General features: G+C 67.0%; 24 protein-coding genes. 16 read left to right on the forward strand and 8 right to left on the reverse strand.

Annotated features, from left to right (window positions below):
- Positions 1-13: 13 nt before the first annotated feature.
- From D1793_RS05170 to D1793_RS05200, 7 genes are all read right to left on the reverse strand, one after another.
- Positions 14-1,414: an amidase gene (locus D1793_RS05170; protein ID WP_119021195.1), complete on the reverse strand. Its 1,401-nt coding sequence runs from the start codon at positions 1,412-1,414 to the stop codon at positions 14-16.
- A 17-nt stretch (positions 1,415-1,431) separates the two neighbouring features.
- Positions 1,432-1,902 carry a RidA family protein gene (locus tag D1793_RS05175; protein WP_119021196.1) on the reverse strand — a complete coding sequence of 157 codons (471 nt, stop codon included), beginning with the start codon at positions 1,900-1,902 and terminating at the stop codon, positions 1,432-1,434.
- Position 1,903: 1 nt separating this feature from the next.
- Positions 1,904-3,172: a M20 family metallo-hydrolase gene (locus tag D1793_RS05180; RefSeq protein ID WP_119021197.1), complete on the reverse strand. Its 1,269-nt coding sequence runs from the start codon at positions 3,170-3,172 to the stop codon at positions 1,904-1,906.
- Positions 3,173-3,183: 11 nt separating this feature from the next.
- Entirely contained in the window at positions 3,184-4,458 is a 1,275-nt protein-coding gene (locus D1793_RS05185) for a TRAP transporter large permease (RefSeq protein WP_119021198.1), read from the reverse strand.
- Between the two features lie 15 nt (positions 4,459-4,473).
- Positions 4,474-4,995 (reverse strand): TRAP transporter small permease, encoded by a 522-nt coding sequence (locus D1793_RS05190; RefSeq protein WP_119021199.1) that lies wholly within the window; start codon positions 4,993-4,995, stop codon positions 4,474-4,476.
- A gap of 44 nt (positions 4,996-5,039) precedes the next feature.
- On the reverse strand, positions 5,040-6,041 hold the full coding sequence (locus tag D1793_RS05195) for a TRAP transporter substrate-binding protein (RefSeq protein WP_119021200.1): 1,002 nt from the start codon (positions 6,039-6,041) through the stop codon (positions 5,040-5,042).
- 133 nt (positions 6,042-6,174) lie between these two features.
- The gene (locus tag D1793_RS05200) at positions 6,175-7,152 is read right to left on the reverse strand and encodes an asparaginase (RefSeq protein WP_240407778.1); all 978 of its coding nucleotides are present in this window, start codon (positions 7,150-7,152) and stop codon (positions 6,175-6,177) included.
- A 237-nt stretch (positions 7,153-7,389) separates the two neighbouring features.
- Here D1793_RS05200 and D1793_RS05205 point away from each other — a divergent pair, with 237 nt between their 5' ends.
- Positions 7,390-8,121, forward strand: coding sequence for a FadR/GntR family transcriptional regulator (locus D1793_RS05205; protein WP_119021202.1), 732 nt, complete (start codon positions 7,390-7,392; stop codon positions 8,119-8,121).
- Positions 8,122-8,520: 399 nt separating this feature from the next.
- Here D1793_RS05205 and D1793_RS05210 read toward each other — a convergent pair whose 3' ends face one another.
- On the reverse strand, positions 8,521-9,201 hold the full coding sequence (locus tag D1793_RS05210) for a GntR family transcriptional regulator (protein ID WP_119021203.1): 681 nt from the start codon (positions 9,199-9,201) through the stop codon (positions 8,521-8,523).
- A 370-nt stretch (positions 9,202-9,571) separates the two neighbouring features.
- On the opposite strand from D1793_RS05210, the gene D1793_RS05215 reads away from it, so the two are divergent.
- The 15 genes from D1793_RS05215 (at position 9,572) to D1793_RS05285 (ending at position 23,445) form a co-directional block, all read left to right on the forward strand.
- The gene (locus D1793_RS05215) at positions 9,572-10,570 is read left to right on the forward strand and encodes a TRAP transporter substrate-binding protein (protein WP_119021204.1); all 999 of its coding nucleotides are present in this window, start codon (positions 9,572-9,574) and stop codon (positions 10,568-10,570) included.
- 9 nt (positions 10,571-10,579) lie between these two features.
- On the forward strand, positions 10,580-11,131 hold the full coding sequence (locus tag D1793_RS05220) for a TRAP transporter small permease (protein ID WP_119021205.1): 552 nt from the start codon (positions 10,580-10,582) through the stop codon (positions 11,129-11,131).
- A complete protein-coding gene (locus D1793_RS05225; protein WP_119021206.1) occupies positions 11,128-12,408 on the forward strand; it encodes a TRAP transporter large permease in 1,281 nt (426 codons plus the stop codon). Before D1793_RS05220 ends, D1793_RS05225 begins: the two co-directional genes overlap by 4 nt.
- Positions 12,409-12,426: 18 nt before the next feature.
- Positions 12,427-13,785, forward strand: a complete 1,359-nt coding sequence (locus D1793_RS05230; protein WP_119021207.1) for an amidohydrolase family protein — start codon at positions 12,427-12,429, stop codon at positions 13,783-13,785.
- 14 nt (positions 13,786-13,799) lie between these two features.
- Positions 13,800-14,552, forward strand: a complete 753-nt coding sequence (locus D1793_RS05235) for an aspartate/glutamate racemase family protein (protein ID WP_119021208.1) — start codon at positions 13,800-13,802, stop codon at positions 14,550-14,552.
- Positions 14,549-15,001, forward strand: coding sequence for a DUF3830 family protein (locus D1793_RS05240; protein WP_205527631.1), 453 nt, complete (start codon positions 14,549-14,551; stop codon positions 14,999-15,001). The genes D1793_RS05235 and D1793_RS05240 overlap by 4 nt, the downstream gene beginning before the upstream one ends.
- Positions 14,998-15,729: an aspartate/glutamate racemase family protein gene (locus D1793_RS05245; protein ID WP_119021209.1), complete on the forward strand. Its 732-nt coding sequence runs from the start codon at positions 14,998-15,000 to the stop codon at positions 15,727-15,729. The genes D1793_RS05240 and D1793_RS05245 overlap by 4 nt, the downstream gene beginning before the upstream one ends.
- Entirely contained in the window at positions 15,726-17,177 is a 1,452-nt protein-coding gene (hydA, locus tag D1793_RS05250) for a dihydropyrimidinase (protein WP_119021210.1), read from the forward strand. Before D1793_RS05245 ends, hydA begins: the two co-directional genes overlap by 4 nt.
- Positions 17,165-17,935, forward strand: coding sequence for a fumarylacetoacetate hydrolase family protein (locus tag D1793_RS05255; RefSeq protein ID WP_119021211.1), 771 nt, complete (start codon positions 17,165-17,167; stop codon positions 17,933-17,935). The genes hydA and D1793_RS05255 overlap by 13 nt, the downstream gene beginning before the upstream one ends.
- Complete coding sequence (locus D1793_RS05260; RefSeq protein ID WP_119021212.1) at positions 17,932-18,417, forward strand: tripartite tricarboxylate transporter TctB family protein; 486 nt, start codon at positions 17,932-17,934, stop codon at positions 18,415-18,417. Before D1793_RS05255 ends, D1793_RS05260 begins: the two co-directional genes overlap by 4 nt.
- Positions 18,414-19,964 carry a tripartite tricarboxylate transporter permease gene (locus D1793_RS05265; RefSeq protein WP_119021213.1) on the forward strand — a complete coding sequence of 517 codons (1,551 nt, stop codon included), beginning with the start codon at positions 18,414-18,416 and terminating at the stop codon, positions 19,962-19,964. The genes D1793_RS05260 and D1793_RS05265 overlap by 4 nt, the downstream gene beginning before the upstream one ends.
- Positions 19,961-20,929 carry a tripartite tricarboxylate transporter substrate binding protein gene (locus D1793_RS05270; protein ID WP_162899917.1) on the forward strand — a complete coding sequence of 323 codons (969 nt, stop codon included), beginning with the start codon at positions 19,961-19,963 and terminating at the stop codon, positions 20,927-20,929. The genes D1793_RS05265 and D1793_RS05270 overlap by 4 nt, the downstream gene beginning before the upstream one ends.
- 60 nt (positions 20,930-20,989) lie before the next feature.
- Entirely contained in the window at positions 20,990-22,498 is a 1,509-nt protein-coding gene (locus tag D1793_RS05275) for an amidohydrolase (protein ID WP_119021215.1), read from the forward strand.
- Positions 22,495-23,004, forward strand: a complete 510-nt coding sequence (locus D1793_RS05280; protein WP_162899918.1) for a YgjV family protein — start codon at positions 22,495-22,497, stop codon at positions 23,002-23,004. The genes D1793_RS05275 and D1793_RS05280 overlap by 4 nt, the downstream gene beginning before the upstream one ends.
- 69 nt (positions 23,005-23,073) lie before the next feature.
- The gene (locus D1793_RS05285) at positions 23,074-23,445 is read left to right on the forward strand and encodes a hypothetical protein (RefSeq protein WP_240407779.1); all 372 of its coding nucleotides are present in this window, start codon (positions 23,074-23,076) and stop codon (positions 23,443-23,445) included.
- Positions 23,446-23,575: the final 130 nt, after the last annotated feature.

Below are 23,575 nucleotides of genomic sequence, written 5' to 3' on the forward strand. Positions count from 1 at the left end.
GCCAAGCGGAGGCTCAGGGGGCCGGCGGCTCGCCGAGCAGGTCGGGGCCGGTGCCCAGCTGCTCCTCGATGGCCTGCCCAATGGCCAGCAAGCGGGCGTCCTGCCAGGGGCCGGCCAGCACCTGCAGCCCGACCGGCATGCCGGCAGCGTCCTTGCCCACCGGCAGGGTCAAGGCGCACAGCCCCATGAAGTTGGCGATCACCGTGTTGCGCAGCGCGTGCATGTTGGCCCGGGCATAGGCGCCCTCGGGGAGCAGGCTCGCCAGGGTGGGCGGCGTGATCGCCACGGTGGGGGTGAGCAGGGCGTCCACGTCGGCCAGGCGCGTTGCGGCCGCGGCAGTCAGCTTGTCGATGACGGCGCGACGGCGCACGTACTCCCAGGCCGGCATGTCGTCCGCGGCCTTGACCCGGGCAGCGACATTGGGATCGAGTGCCTCGATCATCTCGGGCAGCTCGGTCTTGAGGAAGGCCGCCAGCTCCGCCGCGGCCAGCCCCCCCTGCTGGAACAGGGTGTACGCCTCGTCGGTATGGGGCAGGTCGAGGGTCACCACGCGGGCTCCGGCCGCCTCGAGCCGGCGAATGGCCTCCTCGACGGCTTCGGCAATCCCCGGGCTGCAGTCTTCCCAGAAGAAGGTGCTGGGCACGCCGAAGGTCAGATCGGCCAGCGCGGGCGGCGCCGGAACGCGGGTGGCCCGGCTCGTCAGGGTGCCGTCTAGCGCATCGAAGGCGAAGGCCAGGTCGTCCACTCGGTGAGCCAGCAGCCCCGGGGTGTCCAGGGTGCTGGAAAGGGGCACTATCTGCTGCGTCGACCAGCGGCCGGCGGTGGTCTTGAGTCCCGCGATCCCGGTCATGGAGGCGGGAATGCGCACCGAACCGGCGGTATCGGTGCCGAGGGCAAGACTGGCGGTGCCGCCCACCAGTGACACCCCGGCGCCGGCGCTGGAGCCACCCGGCGTCCGGTGGTTCTGGCGGTCCCAGGGGTTGCGAGGCGCGCCCCAATGGGCATTGGTCCCGAGACCGCCGAAGGCAAACTCCACCGTGTGGGTCTTGCCCATGACGCTCGGCAGCTGGGCGAGCAGAGCGGCGACCATGGGGCCGGGCTGTTCCCACGCCTTGGGAAGACGCCGCGACGAGCCGGCGTAGGTCGGCAGGCCCGGTACCGCATAGATGTCCTTGATGGAGACGGGAATGCCCATCAGGGCCCCGGTATCCCCGCCCTGGTGGATCACCGCATCGGTGGCACGGGCGAAGGCCAGCGTGGCCTCGCCGTTCCAGGTCAGGTAGGCATGGTCATGTTTGCCGCGGGCCTGGTGGGCCGCCAGGGAGGCCTCGGCCAGGCGGGTGGCAGTGAGTGTGCCGCTGCGCAGCCCGGCGTACAGCTCGCGGAGCGGGCGCTTCAGGGGAGAGTCGGTCATGGCGGGCTTCCTTTTGATCAGTCGCGGATCTCGAAGATCGCTTCGACTTCGACGGCGGCGTTGCCGGGCAGGGTGGCGACGCCGATGGCGGTGCGGGCATGGCGCCCGTTCTCGCCAAACAGCGCGATGAACAGCTCCGAGGCGCCGTTGATCACCAGCGGCACGTCGTGGAAACCGGGCGCCACGTTGACGAAGCCGTTCATCCGCACGCAGCGCACGACGCGGCTCATGTCGCCGCCCACCGCATCGCCGAGCGAGGCCAGCAGGTTGAGGGCACAGGCCTGGGCGGCCAGCTTGCCGGTCTCGAGGTCGAACTCGGCACCCACCTTGCCGGGGTAGAGGACCTCGCCGCCCCGCTCGCAGATCTGGCCGGCCAGGAAGAGCTGGTTGCCCAGCCGTGACCAGGGCAGGAAGGCGCCTCGGGGGTGGGGGATGGCGGGCAGGGTGAGGCCTTGTGCGGCCACGGCTGCGTCAATGGTCTGGGTCATCTCAATCATTCCTTGTCATGAGCAGCTGCTCGACGGCATGAGCCAGGGTGCGGACGGCAACCTCGGCGTCGGCGCGCTCGATGTGTTCATCGGGGTGGTGGCTGATGCCCGCGCGGCAGGGGGTGAAGAGCATCGCCGTGGGGCAGAGGTGGGCAAGATGGATGGCGTCGTGGAAGGCCCCTGACACCAGCCGCGGGGCCTCTGGCCAGTGCGCCTCGACGGCCTCGTCGAGCACGGCAACCAGTGCGTCATCGAAGGCTACCGGGGCCACCCGCGAGGTAATCTGCAGGCTGGCCGTGCAGCTGGACCACTGCTGCTGCGCCAGCTGCTGGAAGGCCGCATCCAGCGCCTCCAGCACTGCCGGGTCGGGGTGGCGAAGGTCGATGGTGAAGCGAGCCTGCTGGGGGATGGTATTCACCGAGCTGGGCGACAGCGCGAACTTGCCGATGGTGAAGCGCACCTGGTCGTCGTGGGCTGCCACCGCCGCCTTCAGGGCGCCAACCAGAGCGTGGGCGCCCATGAAGGCATCGCGGCGCGACGCCTCCGGTGTGGTGCCCGCATGGTTGGCCTGTCCATGGACCTCGACCTCATACCAGTGGACGCCCTGGATGCCGGTGACCACGCACACCGGGGCCCCTTGCTCTTCCAGCACGGGCCCCTGCTCGATGTGCAGTTCCAGGAAGGCGTGGGGCACGACCGGCTCGGGCCGGAAGTGGGCCCCATGGGCCTCCAGCAGTGCCAGGCAGTCGGCCAGCGCCGCCTCGAAGGTGATTCCCTCGTCGTCCCGCGCGGCGAGGATCGTCTCGGCGTCACGCCGGCCAGTAAACCAGGCGGAGCCCGAGGCGCCAGGGGCGAAGCGTGCCCCCTCCTCGTTGGTCCAGGAGACCACCTCGACCGGGCGAGCATGGGTGGCATCTTGCTCGGCCAGGGCGCGCAGCACGGCAAGGCCGGCCACCACGCCCAGGGTGCCGTCATAGGCCCCCGCGTTTGGCTGGCTGTCCAAGTGGCTGCCGATCAGCAGCGGGGCGAGGGTCGGATCCTGCCCCTCTCGGCGCAGGAAGACGTTGCCCATGGCATCGTAGTGGGCGCTGCACCCCAGCGCCTCGCCTTGCGCCATCAGCCACCGCCGGGCGCGGTTGTCCTGATCGTCCAGGGCCAGGCGACGAATGCCGCGAGGGGAAAGGGCGCCGATCCGGGCCTGTGCCTCGAGATCGGCCCAGAAGCGCTCGCCGTCGACCGCGGCGGCCAGGGATAAACTCGTTGTCTGCATAGTTGGCCTCCTCAGTAGAGCAGCGATGGCATCCAGGTGCTGATCCAGGGCACGTAGGTGATTACCATCAGTGCGATCAACATGATCAGGATCAGCGGTAGACAGGCCTTGAAGACCTCCTGCAGCGACATCTTCGAGATTGCCATGGCCACGAACAGGTTGAGCCCGACCGGCGGAGTGATCATGCCGACGGAGAAGTTGACCAGGGTGATCACCCCGAAGTGGACGGGATCCACGCCGACCTGGGCGGCAATCGGCTGCAGCAGCGGCGAGAGCACGATGATGGCCGAGGCACTGTCGAGGAAGAAGCCGGCAACGATCATCACCACGTTGAACAGCGCCATCACCAATAACGGGTCGTCGGTAAGAGAGAACACCTGCCCAGCCAGTTGGGTCGGGGTGCCGGTAATGGCCAGCAGCCACGAGAAGGCCGAGGCCCCGGCAGTGATCAGCAGCAGGGTGGCCGAGATCAGGCCGGAGCTGCGCAGGGTGCCGAGCAGGGTGCGGAAATCGATGCTGCGGTAGACCACCATGCCCACAAACAGCCCATACATGCAGGCCACCGCCGCGGACTCGGTGGGGGTGAAGATGCCGCTGTAGATCCCGCCGAGCAGGATGAACGGAAGACCCAGGCCCCAGGCGGCTGACTTGAACGCCGCGCCGATTTCGCGAAGGGTCGGAAATGGCGAGCGCTCGTAGCCCTTGAACGAGGCGTACACGATGCAGTAGGCGATCAGCAGCGAGCCGATCAGGATGGCCGGCAGCAGGCCCGCCGCGAACAGCCGGCCGACCGAGGTGCCGGTCACCGAGCCATAGATGATCAGTGCGATGCTGGGCGGCACGATGGGCCCTAGGGTGCCCGCGGTGGCGATCAAGCCGATGGCGAAGCGCTTGTCGTACCCGGCAGCCACCAGGGCAGGGAACATGATCGTGCCGATGGCCACCACCGTGGCGGGGCTGGAACCCGAGATCGCGCCGAAGAACAGACAGGAGAGCACGGTGGCTGCCGCAAGGCCTCCAGGTACCCAGCCAACCAGCGCCTTCGCCAGGTTGATGAGCCGATCCGAGAGCCCCCCGATGCGCATCAGTTCGGCGGCCAGAATGAAGAAGGGGATGGCCATCAGCGAGAAGTTGTTCATCCCGGTGAACATGCGCATCGGCACGATGACCGGGTTGGTGGTGCCGAAGAACTCGATGGCCAGGATGACGGAGAAGGCCAGGGCCGCGAAGATCGGCAGTCCCAGCAGCAGCACCGCGAAGAAGATGGGAAGAAGTGCCGTGATCATGAGGGTCTCCAGTCGTTAGACGAGCTTGTCTTTCTCGGCGGCGAGCTCTTCGGCGAGAGTGACCGGCGGCTTGGTCCAGGCCTCATGGATGACCCACAGGTAGCGCAGGATCAGCAGGATTCCGGATATGCCGATGGGCAGGTAGAACCAGGCCATGGGCAGTCGCAGGGCGGCCGTCAGCTGTCCGCGTCCCAGCGTGTTGAAGTAGAGCTGGAAACCGTAGTAGGCCAGGAAGCCGGCAAAGGCGATGCCCAGCACGGCGGCGATGATATGCAACCAGCGGTTGATGGCGGGCGGCACAAAGGCGTTCAGCACGTCGACGGAGATATGCACGCCGTGCCTGACCCCCATGCTGGCTCCGACGAAGCTCATGCAGATGATGGAATAGATGACGACTTCCTCGGCCCAGAACAGCGAGCCATTGAAGCCGTAGCGATAGACGACCTGGATGGTGGTGATGATGGTCGCGATCGACATGAACGCGACCATCGCCACACTCTCCAGGAAATCAATCACCTTGTTGAGTGCTTCAAACATGGTGAGTGCACCGGATTAGCATGACATCGAAGGGGATGGCGGGATCAGTACTCGATGCCCACCGCGTCATAGACCTTGTGCAGGAGCTCGGTGGTGACCACGCTCTCGTACTCCTCATGCACCGGCATGCTGGCCTCGATGAAGGCCTCGCGCGCCTCGGGGGTGATCTCGTTGATCGCGATCTCGTCCTGGATGGCGGCCAGAATCGTCTCCTCGTCCTGCAAGGTCAGCTCGCGTGAGGCGGTACGCCCGTTGTCGAAGGCCTCGAGCATCACGGCCTGCAGATCCTCGGGGAGGGAGTCCCAGGAGTCCTGATTGATCACCGCCGCATAGGCGTGGTAAGCGTGGTTGGTCAGCGACAGGTAGTCCTGCACTTCGTGGAAGCGCATGGTGTAGATGTTGGCCAGCGGGTTCTCCTGCCCGGAGACGACGCCCTGCTGCAGGCCGTTGTAGACCTCGGTGAAGGCCATGGCGGTGGCGTTGGCACCGAAGTTCTGATAGGTGGAGATGATGATCGGTGCCTGCATGGTGCGCATGCGGATGGCATCGAGGTCTTCTGGGCCATGGAGGGGCCTGATGTTGTTGGTCATGTGGCGGAAGCCGGCGCCCCAGAAGTTCACGCCATACATGTTGTGGCCGCTCAGGGTGTCCAGGATCTCGCGCCCCACTTCGCCATCCAGGGTCGACACCATGGTGTCGTAGTCGGCGATCAGGAATGGCAGGTCGAGGATCTGCATGCGCGGCTCGAAGTTGCCCAGCGTGGCGGTGGGCGGGATGCCGATATCGACCAGGCCCATCTGAATCTGCTCGATGATCTCCACGTCGCCGCCGACCTGGGCTGCGGGCAGTACGTTGATCTGGATGCGTCCCTCGGATTTCTCCTCGACTTCCTCCTTGAAGCGAAGTGCTGCCTGCCCGTTGGGGGTCTCCTCGATCAGGACGTGGGCGAAGCTGAAGGTGTACTCGGCGGCCTGTGCCTGGCTCATGCCGAAGGATGCAGCGGCAATCGCCGCCACCAGTGACACCTTGGTCAGTTTGCTCTTCATTGTCAGCACCTTGTTGGGTTGTTGGTGTGCATCTTCGCGTGACGTTCGACACCGGCGTGACCCGGCGCCACCCGCACTCGGTACGGGCCCTTTCAGCCTGACGCGGCCAGGCGGAGCATGTTGCCGGCCATGCTCAGGCCGTCAGGGTTCGCAGTGGTGCGGCGACCTCACCGTTCGCGGATGCGAGGAGGACCGACAGGGCGAGCCGTGCCTTGCGGGCGCTCAGGTCGGGTACGGCGATGACGCCGGTCGCCTCCAGGCTCGCCAGGCTGCCCAGGAATTCGTAGCTGGTGTGGACCGGCCCGGAGGGACAGCTGCTGACGATCGCCACCGGGATGCCTTGCGCGGTAATGCGCGGCATGGCATCCAGCCAGTCCGGGGGGACATGGCCACGCCCCAGGCCATCGATCACCAGGCCTGCGGCCCCTCCCGCAACGGCGGCCTCCAGCAGGGTGGGCGAGGCGTCCAGGTAGGCGGGCAGGATGTCGACCCTCGGCAGCGTGGCATCGGCGGGGAGCCCCAGGGCCTCGGGGCGAGCGGGGTGCATCGCGACGCACACCCTTGCGCCGTCGACATAGCCGAGCGGGCCGGCCTCGGGTGCGGCGAAGCCGTTCACCTGAAAGCTGCTGACCTTGCGCACCTGCCTGGCAGAAAAGATCGACTGGTTGAACACCACCAGAGTGCCGAGGCCGCGGGCCTCATCGCTGGCGGCGACCATCACGGCGTCGGCGATGTTGCGAAAGGCATCCGTCCCGGGCTCGTGGGGGGCGCGCTGCGAGCCAGTCAGCACGATGGTGGGGGAAGCCGACAGGGTGATATCGAGGAAGTAGGCGGTCTCCTCGAGGGTATCGGTGCCATGGGTGATGACGATGCCCGCTACATCAGGGGACTCGGCCAGGGCCTGGCACTCCCGGCGCAGGCGCATCAGGTCATCGCGGGTGATGGCATTGCTGGGCTTCTGCAGCAGGGAGCGGACCTCGACATCGATGGCCGCGCCTTCCGGTAGCGAGACCCGGCTCATCAGTACGTCACCCTGCAGCGCTCCTGACCGGTTGCGGCCTGAGTCATCCGGGCTACTGGCGATGGTGCCGCCGGTGGTGAGGACCACCACTCGGGCGCTTGTCCTGGTTCTTGTCATTGTTGTCACCGTTTCGGGCATGCGGGCCTGGGCCCGTGATGCCGTTTCAGTGTTCAGACATCAGATGTCTGCTGTCTGCTGTCTGAGCCCATGCTAGACTCGATTTCGAGTCGCCTGCAAGCGGGAAATGACAGGACGTCCAACTTTTTCGGCATCGACAAATCAAAATTCGCTTCGATGCGGCACGCCACGCCAACACGAGAGGCCAGCATGAGCCTGAAACGCCAGCCCACACTGCCGCTCACCTCCATGGAGAGTTTCGGCAGCTCCATCGACCGCAGCTCTGTCGCCCTGCAGCTACTGGAACGCATCAAGGAGGCCCTGATTCGCGGTGAGCTCCAGCCGGGCGATTACCTGCCATCGGAGACCGAGCTGACCCAGACCCTGGGGATCGGCAAGTCGAGCGTCCGTGAGGCCATCAAGATGCTCCAGGCCATTGGCATCGTGGAGGTCAAGCGGGGGCAGGGCACCATGATCTGCCGCGAGCCGGGGGCCCCCCTGGTGGACCCGATGGCCTTCGGCATGATCCTGGCTCGGGGCATGACACGAGACGTGCTCGAGTTCCGCCAGATGTTCGAGCCCGCCTATACCCTGCAGGCCATGCACAATGCCCGGCCGGAGGACCATGTCCGCATCCAGCAGAGCATCGAGGCCATGGCCTCGGCGATCGCCAACGGGGAGCAGACGGCGCGTCATGATGTCGCCTTCCACCGCGCGATCCTGCAGGCGACCCACAACCCGATGACCATCCGGGTGGGCGAGACCCTGATCCAACTGATCGAGGCGGCCCTGGAAACCTCCATGCAGACGCTGCCCGAGGTCGCACTCAAGGACCATCGGGCCATCTATGCCGCCTTCCAGGCGGGCGATGAGGCGGCGGTAAGGGCGGCCATCGAGGTCAGCAGCGAGAGCTGGGAGACCAACCTGACCTACGTCGACTGATCTGAGGCCCGGCTGGCCATCGCCATGGCCCGTCTGCAGCGCTTGATGCAGCGTGTTCGTGAGACCCTCAAGCGCGACAGGGGGCGAACCATCGGACGTGTGATCGAAGAGCGGCCCCCTGTCCTGCAGGGCTGGGGCTGGATCCTCAGCGTGCCTGGCAGTCACCGGGTAGCGGGCGAGGCCCCTGGCGGAATGTCGGCGCCTCGCGCATGAATCAGGCGCTGCCGCGGAAGTGGTTCGACTGGCTTGGCCCGGTCTCGGTACTCGACACGGCGAGAGGGCTTAGCCGTTCTTCATGAACCGCCGTATGCCCAAAGGTACCCGAGGTGGTGTGGGAGGGCGCCGGGGGTGACACCGGCCTCTACCCGTTTGGGTGGCAATGCAAGCCTGAAACTGCCACTACCCGTAGAGGGTTTCCCAGTGGATGTCCCGCTCGGAGGGGGAGTCCAGATGCAGTGCCTGCTCGATGTGGTGCAAGTGATGGAGCATGAGCGCAATGGCTCGCGTCTCATCCCGTTGAGCGATCGCCTCGACGATGTCGCTGTGCTCGTCCTCCGGGCAGGCGGGGGTCTGCGGTTCGTCGTAGAGGGCGATGATCAGACAGGTCAGAGGGCAGAGCTCTGCCATCAGCTTCTCGATGAAGCTGTTGCCGCTGACCTTCGCCAGCAGCATATGAAACTGCCCCGATAGCCGAATGATGCGCCGCCGGTCACCTTGGCGGCGCGCCTCGGCCTCTTCTTCAAGATGCGCACGCAGCCTGGCCAGGTCACCCGGGCAGGCTCTTTCGATGACGTTGCGAACAATCTCGGGCTCCACCAGGCGGCGTGTGGCGAATAGGTCGCGTGCCTCAGCTGCGCTGGGTCGCGTCACGAAGGCCCCCCGGTTCGGGTGCAACGTCACCAGCCCCTCCTTGGCGAGCAGCGTCAGCGCCTGACGAATCTTCGTCCGGCTCACCCCGAAGGCGCTTGCCAGCTTTTCCTCCACCAGCTTGATGCCCGGCGGCAGCCGATGCTCCATGACCGCATCGGTGATGCGTTCGGCGATCTGCTCGATGGCAAGTTTCGAGGTGGAGGCGTCCATGGTGTCCTCGTCCGTCTGATGGTGGGGCTCAGTATGCCGCAGCTCGATGCGTGCCAGAAACGGCGATCTGCCCCGGGGCCGACCATGTCGATCGGCAGCTGGAATGCACCGTCAGGGCGCGTTGCCGTGATTCTTGCACACTTTGCGTGCGGTTCCTAACTCACAAATTGTACTCAATATATAAAACATTATCTTTGTAAAAAATTAAAGACAAAATCTTTTACAATTAAAATCAGGAGCTTGAGACATCGCTGGCGCTAACGCCCGATGTGGGCCTATGCGGCTGGCATACCGCTTGCTGGATCCTGGCAGGCGGCAAGGGTCAATCATGTCCAGGCCGCCCCCACGACAACGAACGGAGGGTTTCCTGATGTCCAAGTCCCACCTGCTGAAAGTAGCGTCTCTGCTGACGGCTGGCATGCTGTTGTCCTCCTCGGTGCTGGCCACCGAACGCCTGCGGGTCGCTGGCAACTTCCCGACCGACCACTCGGTGTCCCGTGCCATGGAGGTGTTCAAGGAGGAGGTAGAGAGCGCCTCCAACGGCGAGATCCGCGTCGATCTGTTCCCGGCCATGCAGCTGGGTGGGGCGACCGAGAACGTGGATCAGGTCCGCTCCGGCAGCATCTTCGCGGTGTTCACATCCATTGCCTACTTCACCCGCTCCGTCCCGGACTACGAGGCGGTTAGCCTTCCGTTCCTGTTCGACAACCGCGACCAGGCGTTTGCGGTGATGGACGGCCCCGTCGGCGAGCATCTTGACGCCAAGATGGCGGAACTGGGCCTCGTCAACCTGGGCTACGGCGAGCTGGGCTTTCGTCACGTCACCAACAACCTGCGTCCCATCACCTCGGTGGAGGATTTCGAGGGCATGCGCATTCGCCTGCAGCCCAACGAAGTACATCTGCAGACCTTCCGTGCACTGGGCGCCAACCCCGTCTCGATGGATGTCTCCGAACTCTACTCTGCCCTGCAGCAGGGCGTGCTGGATGGGCAGGAGAACCCCTACAACATCATCGCCAGTCGTCGCTTCAACGAGGTTCAGGAGCACCTGTCGGACAGCGGGCACTTCTACGACTTCATCAACGCGGTGGCCAACCAGCGACGTTACAACGCCCTGTCCGAGGAGCATCGCGAGATCATCGACGATGCCATGCAGACGGCGATGCTCTGGCAGCGTGAGGCCGCCACGGAAGAAGAGGACGCCTGGCGCGAGCAGTTGATCGAGGGGGGCATGGTGTTCACCCCGATCTCCACCGAACTGCGCGCCGAACTGCGTGAGGCCACCCTGGAGGTCGCCGAGAGCCTCAAGGACCGGGTGGACCCGGACTTCATCGAGCTGGTGTTCCAGGAAGCCGAAGCGGCGCTGTGAGGTCTCGTCATGACGCTCTCGTCCGATCCGTCCCGTGAGACCCGTCCTGCCCCGCCGCCCAGGGGCGGGGCCTTCGGCGCCCTCAAGCGCCTGGTCGGCGTCTGCGACGCGACGACCTACTGGGCCATCGTCCTGGTCATGGGTCTGATGGCCACCATCGTGTCGCTGCAGGTGTTCTGGCGCTACGTGCTGGGGTCGTCCATCGATTCCGCCGATGAGCTGTCCCGGCTGTTCTTCATCTGGGCGATCTTCCTGGCCATTCCCCACGGGGTGAAGCATGGCGTCCATGTGGGCATCGACCTCTTTGTAATGCTGATGCCTGTCTGGCTGCGGGAGTGGCTCTTCCGGGCCATGGCCGCTATCGCCACCCTGCTGATGCTGACGGTCACCCTGGGGGCCTGGGTCGCGACCGTGGACCGCTGGCCGGAGCTGATGCCGACCCTGCCCATCACCTCATCCATCTATTACATCGCCGTGCTGATCTGCGGCCTGCATGCCTTTCTGCACCTGGCGCTGCTGGCCTGGGGCGGCTCGCGCACCTGGGAGGAGGAGATCGCATGACCTGGCTCGCCGTAGGACTCTTTCTCTTCCTTGCCGTGCTCGGCATGCCGCTTGCCTTTGCGCTGGGCTTCGGTTCCCTGGCCGGGCTCTGGATGCTCGACTTCGAGCTGGTGGTGATGCCCCAGCGCATGATGCATGCCGTCAACAGCTTCCCGCTGATGGCGATACCGCTGTTCATGCTGGCAGGCGAGCTGATGGTGAGGGCCGGCATCATGGATCGCCTGATCGCCTTCGCCAACAGCCTGGTCGGGCGCATGCACGGTGGCCTGGCCCATGTCACGATCACCTCAGGCACCATCTTCGCCTCGGTCAGCGGGGCGGCCGTGGCCAGCGCCAGCGCCATGGGCAGCACTCTGGTGCCGGCGTTGCGCAAGTACTACCCGGACGCCTACTCCGGCGCCGTCATCGCTTCGGCCGCCAATCTTGGCCCGGTGATTCCGCCCAGCAACGCCATGATCGTCTACGCCCTGATGGCGGGCTCATCGGTCTCGGTGGGCGGGCTCTTCCTGGCCGGGATCGTGCCCGGCATCCTGCTGGCCCTGGGGTTCATGGCGATCGCCTCGTTCATCTCCTGGAAGCGCGGCTACGCCCTGACCGGCGAGCGCTTCAACCTCTGCAACGTGGCCCATCAGGCGCGGCGCGCCGTCGTCATCATCCTGATGCCGGTGATCGTGGTGGGGGGCATCGTCGGCGGCGTCTTCACCGCCACGGAAGGTGCCGCCATTGCGGTGGTCTATTCCGCCTTCATCGGCTTCGTGATCACCCGGCGGCTGCGCCTGGCCGACCTGCCGGGCTGCCTCTACCGGGCGGCGGTCACCTCCGCCATGGTCGGGGCCCTGATCGCCTTCGCCTCGGCGCTGACCTTCGTCTTCACCATCGAGATGGTGCCGATGATGCTGTCGGCCTTTATCCAATCCCTGACCAGCGACCCGATGCTGTTCATCCTGCTCACCATGGCGCTGCTGGTCCTGGTGGGCATGCTGATCGAGTCCAATGCGGCCTACATCATGCTGGTGCCTTTGTTCGCGCCGGTAGCGGTGGCCTACGGCATCGATCCGCTCTATTTCGGCTTCCTGTTCATGTACAACCTGGTGGTCGGCATGATGACGCCGCCCGTCGGTGTTCTCTACTTCGTCATGAGCGGCATCACCCGCGTTCCCATGATGAAGCTCGTCGCCGAATCCCTGCCGTTCGTCGCCTTCCAGTTCGCCATCCTCGGCCTCTGCATTGCCTTCCCGCAGCTCGTCACGGCGCTGCCGCGGGCCCTGGGCTTCTGATTCCACAAGGAGACGCTGATGTTTGATGCTGCCCACCCCGCCGACCTGGTGATTCATGGCCCTCGCGCCATCACCGTCGACCCGGTGCTCGGCGAGATTCCCCGCGCACGACTGGTGATCCACGGCGGACGCCTGGTCGAGATCGGGCCGGACGACCCCGGCGTCCCGCTGCCACCGGCGCGGCGAACGCTGGACCTGAGCGGCCATGTCATCACGCCGGGCTTCGTCAATGTGCATACCCACACCATCCTGACCATGGTGCGCGGTGTCGCCGAGGACATGGGCTTTGCCCCGGCCTATACCCCGGGCGTGCCCCACGGTCACGAGGTCAGCGAGGAGGAGGCGGTGGCACTGGCCCGGCTGGGTGCCGCCGAGGCGCTGCTGTTCGGCTCCACCCTGATCAACGACAGCTATGTGCATGCCGACCTGACCCTGCCGGCCATGGGGGAACTGGGCATGCGGGTGATCACCTGCGGGCGTATCCACGACGTGGACTTCAGCCGAGTGCACGAAGGGATCTGGGAGCACCGCGCCGAGATCGGCGAGCGCACCCTGGCCCAGGCCGTGGCACTGCATGAGCGCTGGCAGGGCGGCATGGACGGGCGGCTCGGAGTCGAGCTGGCGGCTCATGCCCCGGACACCTGCTCACGTGACCTGCTGGCCAGGGTGGCCGAGGCCCGTGACGCCCTGGGCATTCGGGTGAATGGCCATCTCTCCCAGAGCCTCAAGGAGAACCACCGCGTGCAGGAGCGCGACGGCATGAGCCCCACCGAGCTGCTCGAGGAGGTCGGCCTGCTCGGGCCCCGGTTTACCGCCGCCCACTGCATGTACGTCAGCGACAGCGACATCGCACGCATCGGCGCCAGCGGCACCAATATCGCCCATGTGCCGCGCGGCAATGCCACCGGCGGACGTATCGCGCCCACCACCCGCCTGCGCGAGGCCGGCGCCAACCTGGCACTGGCCACCGACAACATGCATGCCGACATGGTCGAGGTGATGCGCTGGGCGCTGATCATGGGGCGCGTGCAGGAGGGGGAGGTCAACGAGACCTGGCAGCCTCATCACGTGCTGGAGATGGCCACTCTCGGTGGCGCCCGGGCACTCGGACTGGAGGCCGAGCTGGGGTCGCTCACCCCGGGCAAGCGCGCCGACCTGGTCGCCTTCGATTTCCGCCGTCCGCATCTCGTCCCGCTGATCAATGCCCTCGGCAACCTGGTGCATACCGCCCAGGGGCGGGATATCGACGTCGTGATCTGTAACGGAGAGGTCGTGGTCGAGGGCGGTGAGCTTTGCCGCGCCGACACCGCGACCCTGCTGGCCGATGCCCAGTCTGCCGCCGAGGCGCTGTGGCAGCGTGCCCGTGCCCAGCTATGAAGGAAGAGCACCCGATGAAGCTGCTGATCGTCAATCCCAACATTTCCCACAGCGTCACCGAGCTGATCGCCAACGAGGCACGGCGCAGCGCCGCTCCCGACACCGAACTGACCCTGCGCACCGCCGCCTTCGGGGTGGCCTATATCGAGACGCGGGCCGAGGCGGCGATCGGCGCCTACGCCACGCTGGTGGAGCTGGCCGAGCACCATGGCGGGCATGACGCGGCCGTGGTCGCCGCCTTCGGCGATCCGGGCCTCGAGGCGGCTCGCGAGATGCTGCCGATCCCGGTGGTCGGGCTGACCGAGAGTGCGCTGATGAGCGCCGCCATGCTGGGTGGTCGCATCGGAATCGTGGCGATCTCCCGGCGCATTCAGGCCTGGTATCGCGAGACCGTGGATCGTTACGGCATGGCTTCGCGGTTGGCAGGTATCCGCTGCCTGGACGAGCCCCTGCGCAACATCGGGTCCGTGCAGGAGGACAAGGGAGAGCAACTGGTGGCCCTGTGCGAATCGGCGGTGCGTGAGGATGGCGCCGACGTGCTGATCATCGCCGGTGCGCCGCTGGCCGGCCTGGCCCGTCAGGTGGAGAGCCGAATCCCCGTGCCGATCGTCGATGGCGTGAGCTGCGCGGTGCGCCAGGCCGAGCTGCTGGCCCGGCTGGCCCCGCGCCCGGCGACCTCAGGCAGCTATGCCGCTCCTCCCACCAAGCCCTGCCTGGGCCTGCCGGGCGCCCTGGCCGGGCTGGTGGGGCGGGAGGGCGTGTCATGAGCCACCCCGTGCACCGCCTCTGCCTGACCAGTCGTGAGTTGACCTTCATTGCCGAGACGCACCCGGAGGCACCGCGCAGCGTCGAGGTCCTGCTGGGCCTGCTGCCCTGGGAGACCGAGCTGGTGCACGTGCGCTGGAGCGGTGAGGGCGTCTGGGTACCGCTTGGCGATCGTGACTTCGATCTGCCCTGGGAGACACCTACCCGCTATCCCGCCCCCGGCGAGGTGCTCTTCTACCCCGGCGGCTACAGCGAGACCGAGATCCTGCTGGCCTACGGACCCTGTGCCTTCGCCAGCCGGCTGGGGCCGATCGCCGGTAATCACGTGATGACGGTGGTGGAGGGGCTTGATCAGCTTCCCGAGCTGGGCCGCCGCTGTCTCTGGGAGGGCGCACAGCCGCTGACGCTGACCCGCCTTGAAACCAACGCTCATCGGGAAACCTCACTATGACCCGCATTCGTTTCGGGGTGCTCACACCCTCGTCCAATACCGCCCTGGAGCCACTCACGTCGGCGATGGTGGCTCAGCTGCCTGGCGTCAGCGCGCATTTCTCACGCTTCACCGTTACCGAGATTGCCCTGAGCGAGCAGGCACTTGGGCAGTTCGACGACCGCCACGTGCTCGCTGCGGCAAACCTGCTCGCCGACGCCCGCGTCGATGTGATCGGCTGGAGCGGGACCTCCGCGGGATGGCTGGGGTTCGACCATGACGTCGCGCTCTGTCAGCGCATCGAGGCGGAGACCGGCACGCCGGCGACCACCTCCATGCTGGCGCTCAACGAGATCCTCGAGACCCATGGGCTCAAGCAGTTTGGCCTGGTCACTCCCTACACGGAGGACGTTCAGGCGCGGATTCTGGCGAACTACCGCGCCGCCGGCTTCGAGGTCGTGGCCGAGGATCACCTCGGTATCAGCGAGAACTTCGCCTACGCCGAAGTCACGGCGGAGGCCCTCACGGCACAGGTGAGGCGGGTGGCGGCGGCCGGAGCACCGGCCATCGTGGTGGCCTGTACCAATCTCTGTTCCGCCCATCTGGTACCCCAGTGGGAGGCCGAGCTGGGAGTGCCGGTGCTGGACACCACCGCCACCGTCGTATGGAAGATGCTGCGGATGACCGGGCAAGGGGGCATTCCCGTCACCGGCTGGGGCCGCCTGATGGAAGGAGGACTGAACCCATGAGCGAATTTGACCTGGTCATACGTCACGCCCGCTGCGCCACGGCGGCCGACGTCTTCGAGGCCGATATCGGCATCCGCAACGGCATCATCGTGGCGCTGGGCAGCGGATTGGCCGCCGGGCGCGAGGAGATCGATGCCGCCGGCCGCTGGGTACTCCCCGGGGGCATCGATGGGCACTGCCATCTCGACCAGCCAACATCGGACGGCTCGCGGATGGCTGATGACTTCCTCACCGGGACCCGTTCGGCGGCCTGCGGCGGGACCACGACCGTATTTCCCTTCGCGCTGCAGATCAAGGGACAGAGCCTGCGAGCGGCCGTGGAGGATTACCACCGCCGCGCCGAGGGCAAGGCGTGCATCGACTATGCCTTTCACCTGATCGTCACGGACCCCACGCCCGAGGTGCTCGGCGAGGAACTGCCGGCACTGATACGCGAGGGCTACACCTCCTTCAAGATCTACATGACCTATGACGATCTGAAGCTCGCCGACCGGGAGATCATCGACGTGCTGGCGGTCGCTCGCGAGCACGGCGCCATGGTGATGGTGCACGCCGAGAACGCCGACTGCATCGCCTGGCTGACCGAGCGCCTGCTGGCGCAGGGCCATACCGCCCCGCGCTACCACGCGGCGGCCCGTCCCATGCTGGTCGAGCGGGAGGCCGCCCACCGGGCCATCGCCTACGCCGAGCTGGTCGATGTGCCGATCCTGATCGTGCATGTGTCCGGTCGCGAGGCGGTGGAACAGCTGCGCTGGGCCCACAGCCACGGCCTGCGGATCTATGCCGAGACCTGCCCTCAGTACCTCTTCCTGACCGCCGAGGATCTCGGCATCAGCGATGACGATCATCATGGCGCCAAGTGCATCTGCAGCCCGCCACCCAGGGATCGTGCCAATCAGCAGGTGGTCTGGGACGGCCTCGAGAGCGGTGTCTTCCAGGTCTTTTCCTCGGACCATGCCCCCTTCACCTTTGCCGGCCCCGAGGGCAAGTTTGCCGCCGGCGAAGAGGCCAGCTTCGACCGTATCCCCAACGGGATTCCCGGTCTCGAGACGCGTCTGGCGCTGCTGTTCAGCCATGGCGTGGAGACCGGCCGACTGACTATCCAGCAGTTCGTGGCCCTGACGGCGACCAACGTGGCGCGGATGTACGGGCTCTATCCCCGCAAGGGCTCGATTGCCGTGGGGGCGGATGCCGATCTGGTGATCTGGGAGACCGGGCTTGCGCGCACCATTCGCAACGCGGACCTGCACCACGCCGTCGACTACACCCCCTATGAGGGCATACCGGTCAGTGCCTGGCCGGCGTTGACCCTCTCCCGTGGTGAGGTCGTCTGGCGTGATGGCGCCTACCTGGGGGTCGCCGGTCGCGGCCACTTCCTGCCCTGCGACCTGCCGGAGCCGGCCCGACCCAAGCCGCGACCCGAGGGTGGCGTGACATGGTCGGCGTGAGCGGCAAGCCGGCGGCGCCCCTGGTCGAGGCGCTGGCCCTGGCCTGGCAGACGGGCCAGCCGATGTCGGCCGAGGAGGCCCGGCGCCTGTCCCCGACGGGGGACGATGCCGCCTATGCGGTTCAGACGGCGCTGGGCACGCGCCTGGGCTGGTGGCCATCTGGCCGCCCGCACGGATGGAAGCTGGCCATGGGCCATCCACCCAAGGCAGCGCCGATTCCCGATGGCCTCTACCAGCAAAGCCCGGCCCGGATGCGCGACCCGGTGAGCGTGGCCGGTATCGAGGTGGAGCTGGCGGTTCGCCTGTCTCGCCCGCTGCCGGCAGGCGCCGGCCGCCAGGAGGCCGAGGCCGCGGTAGGGGAAACCCTTGCCGTGATCGAGTGCTTCGATGTGCGGGCAGAGGCCTGGCGCAAGCTGCCCCCGGCCTTTCTCCTGGCCGACCTGCAGATGCACGGAGGCCTGGTGACAGGCGCCGGCGTATCGGGCTGGGTCCACCCGGCTCGGCTGTCCCTCGAGGCCACGGGGGTGGCGGAAGCTCATGACGATTGGCACCACCCCCTGGATGACCCCCTGGCCCTGCTGCCCTGGCTGGCCACCCATGCCGCCGCGCGTGGCTGGCCCCTGCAGGCCGGTGACCTCATCGCCACGGGCAGCTGGTGCGGCATGCTCGAGGTGCCACCGGGTGGAGGCGTAAAGGCCCGCTTTGACGGGGTGGGCGAGGTCGCGCTGACGCGTCCGGCCGGGGAGGTGACGAGATGACCTCCGACACGCCTCTCCTGCCGTCGCGGCTCGCGCGGACGGTCGAGACCCTGATGGGCCTGGCCGTCATGGCGGTGGGCCTGCTGTTCCTGCGGATCGTCCATGCCACGCCCCCGCCCTATGGCGATCCGGGCGACATCGGCTCGGCGGCCTTCTTTCCGGGCCTGGTGGCCCTGCTGGTCACGGGCGTCGGCCTGGTGCTGGTGCTCATGGCCTGGCGCCCGGCTGCCCCGGTGAGCATGTCCCGGGGGCGCACGTCGCGTGCCCTGGTGGCCTATGGCCTGATGGTCGCGGTGGCGGCAGGCCTGCCCTGGCTGGGCATCTGGCTGGTGACCATGCTCGCGGTGCCCTCGCTGGCGCTGCTGTTCGGTGAGCGGCGCTGGCCGCTACTGCTGGCGCTGGCGATCGTGCCGCCGACCCTGGTCATTCACCTCTTCGAAGGCGTGATGGGGATCTATTTCCCCCGGGGGGTGCTGCGGTGATCGATTTCGGCATCCTCCAGCAGGGGCTCGCCATGTTGGCCTCGCCCTGGACCTTCCTTGCGCTCTCGGCGGGTCTGGCCGGCGGCATCCTGATCGGTGCGCTGCCCGGCCTCACGGCGACCATGGCGGTGGCGGTGCTGGCGCCCTTCACCTTCTTCATGGAAGCGGCCATCGGCATCCCGTTCCTGCTGGGCATCTACAAGGGGGCCATCTACGGCGGCTCCATTCCGGCGATCCTGGTCAATACGCCGGGCACGGCGGCCGCGGCTGCGACCGCCCGGGACGGCTACGCCATGACGGTTCAGGGCAAGTCGCGCAAGGCGCTGGAACTGAGCCTCTACAGTTCGGTGGTCGCCGATTTCATGGCCACCCTGGTACTGATCCTGGTGGCGGTGCCGCTGGCGACCATCGCGATCCGGTTCGGCTCGCCGGAGTTTGCGCTCCTCTACCTGATCGCCCTGACCATGATCGCCACGGTGAGCGGCGAGAGCTTCCTCAAGGGCCTGGCGGCGGCAGGGCTGGGCCTGCTGGTGGCCTGCATCGGGCTCGACCCCATGTCGGGCTACCAGCGCTTCACCTTCGGCAATACCGACCTGCTGGCGGGGGTATCACTGATTCCGCTGCTGATCGGCATGTTTGCCCTCAGCGAGATCCTGATGCAGCTGACCCATCCGCCTTCTGCACAGGAGAGCGCCGGGCGGGTCCAGCATGGCGGCGAACGGCTGCGCTGGGCGGAGTTCTGGGCGCTGCGACCCACCCTCCTTCGCTCTACCTCCGTGGGGGCCTTCCTGGGATCGCTGCCGGGGCTGGGTGCCGAGATCGCCTGCTGGATCGCCTATGGCCTGGCACGCGGCCGCTCCCGCGAACCGGAGCGGTTCGGCAAGGGCTCCCCCGAGGGGCTGGCCGCCGCCGAGGCCGGCAACAATGCCGTGGTGCCCGCGGCACTGATTCCCATGACCGTCTTCGGGATCCCCGGTGACACCATCACGGCGGTGCTGATCGGGGCGCTGATGGCCCAGGGCATGATGCCGGGGCCGCTGCTGATCCAGCAGAATCCCGGCTTCCTGTTTGGGCTCTTCCTGGTGCTGCTGGTGACCAATGTGCTGCTGCTGGTGTTTGGCCTGGCGGCGATTCGCTGGCTCAAGCAGGTGACCCGCATCCCGCCGAGCGTGCTCTACCCCTGCGTGCTGCTGCTCTGCGTATGTGGCGCCTATGCCGTCAATTCCAGCCGCTTCGACCTGCTGATCCTGGCCTTCGGCGGCGGCCTGGGCTACCTGATGCGGCGCACCGGCTTTCCCATCGCGCCGCTGATCATCGGGCTGCTGCTGGGGCCGGGCTTCGAAACCGCCGTCCGGCAGTCCCTGGTGTTCTCCAACGGCAGCCTGGCGATCTTCTGGTCGCGCCCGGGCAGCCTCGCGCTTCTCTGTCTTCTGGCCCTGGTCATCGTCGTCATGGCGTGGCGAGGGCTGAAGCCCCAGGGGGCCGCCTCTCGGCTCCCCAGGTCCCGTCGCATGAAGTCCCACAACGCCAAAGGAGGCGACTCATGACCCGTCACGCCCTGTCCCTGACGCTGCTCTCTGCATCGCTGGCCGCCGCCAGCCTCGGCTCTGCCACTGCCGTACTGGCCGAGGAGAGCCATCTTCCCGACGAACCGATTCGCTTCGTCACCCCCTATCCGGCCGGTGGCTCCCATTCGCTGCATGCGGGCATCATCACCGCGGTCGGTGAAGAGTTCATCGGGCGTCCGCTGATCTCGGTGATCCGCGGCGGCGGCGGCGGCGCCGTGGCGGCCGCGGAGGTCGCCGGCAGCACGCCCGATGGCACCATGCTGCTGTTCGGCGACCCCACCATCAACTCGCTGCGCCCCCAGGTCGAGGACCTGCCCTACGCCATGGAGGATTTCGTGCCGGTGGCGCGCATCAACTACAGTTCGGCGATCTTCGTCACCACGCCGGATCAGCCCTTCCAGACCATCGGCGAGCTGGTCGAGCATGCCGCAGACAACCCGGGCGACCTGGTCTATAGCTCCGATAACCGCAACGGCTGGACCTACACCGTCTTCGAGATGCTCAAGTCCACTGCCGATATCGAGATGCGCGGGGTGGAGCTGGGCGGTGGTGGCCCCGCCGTGACCCAGCTGCTGGGCGGCAACACCATGGCCTATGCCGGCGACGCCAGCGTGGTGGGCGAGCACCTCGAAGCGGGGACCCTGGTGGGGCTCTGCGTGACCGACATCGAGCGCGACGAGGCCTTTCCCGATATCCCCACCTGCCAGGAGGAGGGTTATGACGTGGTCTTCCAGTTCTGGCGCGGGGTGATGGCGCCGGCCGGCACGCCCGAGGAGGTGATTGCCGAGCTCAGCGACGGCTTCGAGCGCCTGACCCAGGACGAAGGCTTCCTGCGCCTGATCGGCCAGATCGGCTCCGGTATCCAGTTCCTGGGGCATGAGGAGTTTGCCGAGGCGCTGGAAGCCGAGCAGGCCGCCCTGCGCGAGGCCTACCTGGGCGAGTGACCCACTACCTCAAGGAGAGCGCCGACGGCCGCCCATTCGCGGTCGTCGGCCCGTTTCATCATGACCCAGTTGACCCTGATGGGGCCGAGAGCCCTCACCGAGGATGGGGCCGGCGTGCTGCCCGATCCCGTGGATATCGTCATCGAAAGCGGCGAGATTCGTGCCGTGCGACCGGCCGGGTCGGCGCCACCGGTGGGCGAGGCCATCGATGCCCGGCATACCCTGGCCGTACCCGGCTTCATCAACGGCCATCACCACTCCCACGAGAATTTCCACAAGGGGCGCTACGACCGTCTGCCCCTCGAGCTGTGGATGAACTACGTCCGCCCGGCGAAGCCGCTGCCGCTCACCGCCGATGACGTCTACCTGCGAACCCTGGTGGGAGCGAGCCAGGCTCTGCTCTCAGGGACCACCTGCATCGTCGACGACTTCAATGCGTCACCGGTGCTCGACCCCGAACACGTCGAGGCGGCGCTGGCCGCCTACGAGGATATCGGCATTCGCGCGCTGCTCGGCCCGACGCTGTTCGATGTGCCGTTTCACGAAAGCGTGCCGTTCATCCGTGAGGAGTGCTGTGCCGAGACCCTGGCCGGCCTGGCGCCTGCCCATGCCACGCCGCCGGACGAGTACCTGCGGCTCGTCGAGACCCTGGCGGCCACTCGCCACCCGCGAGAGAACCGGGTTGGCGTTCTGCTGGCGCCCTCGGCACCTCAGCGCTGCAGCGATGGCTTCCTGCGCCGGGTGCGCGAGCTGGCCGATGCCACCGAACTGCCGGTGATCATCCACGTGCAGGAGACCCGGCTCCAGGCCGCCTCGGCCTGGCACGAGCGCGGCAAAACGCTGTTCCAGCATCTCGACGAGCTGGGCTTCCTGGCCCCTGGGACCTCGCTGATTCATGCCGTCTGGCTGACTCCCGACGATATCGCCCGGATCGCGGCGAGCGGTGCCAGCGTGCAGCACAACCCCAACAGCAACCTCAAGCTGGGCTCGGGGCTGATGCCGATGCGTGCGCTGCTCGACGCCGGTGTCAACGTCAGCCTGGGCACCGACGGCTGCGGCTCGCTGGAATCCACCGACATGCTCCGCGTGGTCGCCAACACGGCGCTGCTCCACAAGCTGCGTGGCGACGACTACCGGCGCTGGATCGGGGCCGAAGAGGCCCTTGAGGCCGCGACCCTGGGCGGTGCCCGCGCCCTGGGCCTGGAGGACCGCCTGGGGCGTATCGCCCCGGGGCAGCGTGCCGACCTGGTGCTCTACCGGCTCGATGCGCCGGCCTTCACGCCACTCAATGACCCCCTGCGCCAGCTGGTGTTTGGTGAAAGCGGTATCGGCATCGATTCGGTGTTCGTCGAGGGCGAGCGGGTGGTGGCCGATGGCCAGCTGACGCGGCTCGATCAGCGCGAAATCGCCCGGCGCATTGAGCAGGCGATGGAGCGACTGAGGCCGGCCATCGGGGAAGCCGAACAACGCACGGAGACACTGCGCCCCGCCTATGAGCGCATCTGGACGCGCTGCCAGGCGCTGCCACTGGCGCCCGGCACCATCGCGGCGCGGTTCGACGCTTCGTGAGCGATGCCTGGCTGTGGTCACAGGGGATCGGCGGCGTGGCGGCCCTGCTCGGCGTGCTGGCCTTCCAGTGCCGTCAGGACGTCAGAATGCTGGTGCTGCTTTCGGGCTCCTGCGTGGCCTGGAGCCTGCATTTCCTGATGCTGGCCCAGCCCACGGCGGCACTGCTCAACCTGATCACGGCGGTGCGCAATCTGGTCGGCATCCGCTACCGGGGTGCGTGGCTGGCGGGCCTGTTCATCCTGCTCTACCTGGTCTCAGGGGGCATGAGCTGGCAGAGCGCCTGGGATCTGCTGCCGATCACTGCGGTGGTATCCGGCAGCGTGGGGGTGTTCTTCCTTCAAGGCCTCTCCCGCCGCGGGGCCCTGCTTCTCGGCAGCCTGCTCTGGGTGGCGTTCAATCTGCAAGCGGGGTCGATACCCGGCGTCGTGGTGATGGGGGCGGATGCACTGTCCAACGCGCTGAGGATGTACCGGCTGCGGCGAGCAGTTCGCTCGATGGGCGACTGAGAGGTAGGCTTCAGAGGGAAGGCAGCCGGCTGAAGCCTTGGCCATATCACCGGGGCCGGGGCGCTGATCATGGCGCCCGATGCCCTGCTGATCAAGCTGGCGGCCCTGCCCGATGCCGAGATCCTGATGTGGCGCGGCTACCTGTCGGCCCTCGGCTTCCTGCTGATCGTGCTGGCCCGCCATGGCCGCGACACTCTGGCCGCCTATCGCCGCTGCGGCGGCATCGGAATCGCCGTGGCGCTGCTGTTCAGCTTGACCACCTGCGGCTTCGTGCTCGGCAACCAGTACACCAGGGCGGGCAACGTGTTGCTGATCCTGGCTACCTGCCCTCTGATCGCCGCGGCCCTCTCCTTGCTGATGACACTCATTGCCAAGGGATTCTACGAACGACGACTGGAGCAGCGCCAGGCGGCGCCGAGGCGTGGCGTGAAGACTCCCTGAGCGCCCTTGTTCGTGTGCTGGGTGAATATCAAGTATCAAGGGGCCTGGTTTTGTCGATTAGCAGCTGGGTTGCCAGGCCTGCCTGCGTGATTCATGAAACTTTCCTTTGCCTGTTGGCCAGGGCGATTTA

The organism is Halomonas sp. JS92-SW72 (assembly GCF_003547075.1).
GTDB lineage: Bacteria > Pseudomonadota > Gammaproteobacteria > Pseudomonadales > Halomonadaceae > Halomonas > Halomonas alkalicola.

Coding starts and splice junctions, on each gene's coding strand:
- D1793_RS05170 (WP_119021195.1), bottom strand. CDS start 1,414: ATGACCGACTCTCCCCTGAAGCGCCCGCTCCGCGAGCTGTACGCCGGG.
- D1793_RS05175 (WP_119021196.1), bottom strand. CDS start 1,902: ATGACCCAGACCATTGACGCAGCCGTGGCCGCACAAGGCCTCACCCTG.
- D1793_RS05180 (WP_119021197.1), bottom strand. CDS start 3,172: ATGCAGACAACGAGTTTATCCCTGGCCGCCGCGGTCGACGGCGAGCGC.
- D1793_RS05185 (WP_119021198.1), bottom strand. CDS start 4,458: ATGATCACGGCACTTCTTCCCATCTTCTTCGCGGTGCTGCTGCTGGGA.
- D1793_RS05190 (WP_119021199.1), bottom strand. CDS start 4,995: ATGTTTGAAGCACTCAACAAGGTGATTGATTTCCTGGAGAGTGTGGCG.
- D1793_RS05195 (WP_119021200.1), bottom strand. CDS start 6,041: ATGAAGAGCAAACTGACCAAGGTGTCACTGGTGGCGGCGATTGCCGCT.
- D1793_RS05205 (WP_119021202.1), top strand. CDS start 7,390: ATGAGCCTGAAACGCCAGCCCACACTGCCGCTCACCTCCATGGAGAGT.
- D1793_RS05210 (WP_119021203.1), bottom strand. CDS start 9,201: ATGGACGCCTCCACCTCGAAACTTGCCATCGAGCAGATCGCCGAACGC.
- D1793_RS05215 (WP_119021204.1), top strand. CDS start 9,572: ATGTCCAAGTCCCACCTGCTGAAAGTAGCGTCTCTGCTGACGGCTGGC.
- D1793_RS05220 (WP_119021205.1), top strand. CDS start 10,580: ATGACGCTCTCGTCCGATCCGTCCCGTGAGACCCGTCCTGCCCCGCCG.
- D1793_RS05225 (WP_119021206.1), top strand. CDS start 11,128: ATGACCTGGCTCGCCGTAGGACTCTTTCTCTTCCTTGCCGTGCTCGGC.
- D1793_RS05230 (WP_119021207.1), top strand. CDS start 12,427: ATGTTTGATGCTGCCCACCCCGCCGACCTGGTGATTCATGGCCCTCGC.
- D1793_RS05235 (WP_119021208.1), top strand. CDS start 13,800: ATGAAGCTGCTGATCGTCAATCCCAACATTTCCCACAGCGTCACCGAG.
- D1793_RS05240 (WP_205527631.1), top strand. CDS start 14,549: ATGAGCCACCCCGTGCACCGCCTCTGCCTGACCAGTCGTGAGTTGACC.
- D1793_RS05245 (WP_119021209.1), top strand. CDS start 14,998: ATGACCCGCATTCGTTTCGGGGTGCTCACACCCTCGTCCAATACCGCC.
- hydA (WP_119021210.1), top strand. CDS start 15,726: ATGAGCGAATTTGACCTGGTCATACGTCACGCCCGCTGCGCCACGGCG.
- D1793_RS05255 (WP_119021211.1), top strand. CDS start 17,165: ATGGTCGGCGTGAGCGGCAAGCCGGCGGCGCCCCTGGTCGAGGCGCTG.
- D1793_RS05260 (WP_119021212.1), top strand. CDS start 17,932: ATGACCTCCGACACGCCTCTCCTGCCGTCGCGGCTCGCGCGGACGGTC.
- D1793_RS05270 (WP_162899917.1), top strand. CDS start 19,961: ATGACCCGTCACGCCCTGTCCCTGACGCTGCTCTCTGCATCGCTGGCC.
- D1793_RS05275 (WP_119021215.1), top strand. CDS start 20,990: ATGACCCAGTTGACCCTGATGGGGCCGAGAGCCCTCACCGAGGATGGG.
- D1793_RS05285 (WP_240407779.1), top strand. CDS start 23,074: ATGGCGCCCGATGCCCTGCTGATCAAGCTGGCGGCCCTGCCCGATGCC.